Source organism: Klebsiella sp. K47 (assembly GCF_051858335.1).
GTDB lineage: Bacteria > Pseudomonadota > Gammaproteobacteria > Enterobacterales > Enterobacteriaceae > Klebsiella > Klebsiella pneumoniae.
Genome location: NZ_JBPYUI010000579.1, coordinates 1 through 211, shown reverse-complemented (window position 1 = coordinate 211; position 211 = coordinate 1). Strand labels below are relative to the sequence as shown.

Sequence of the window (211 nt, the reverse complement as noted above, 5' to 3'; positions counted from 1 at the left end):
AAGCCCATGTTCGGTGCAGGCCAGGCTGGGCGCCGAGATCACCGCCCCGCCCGCTTCAGCCTGAACGTCGTGTCGCACCTCGACGCGACCGATGGCGTGGTCCAGGCGGCTGAGATCAAATCCGGCGCTCCAGACGTCGCCCGCAAGCCGCGCCGCGCCCTTGGCCTGAAGCGGCAGGAAGCGGACCGGATCGGCCGTATCCGCGACCTGA

The 211-nt window shown here is 70.1% G+C and carries 1 protein-coding gene; it reads right to left on the bottom strand.

Annotation, left to right across the window (positions count from 1 at the left end; translation table 11 throughout):
• On the bottom strand, positions 1–211 hold a 211-nt coding region (locus tag RRF55_RS29300; protein WP_439419498.1), incomplete at both ends, for a hypothetical protein.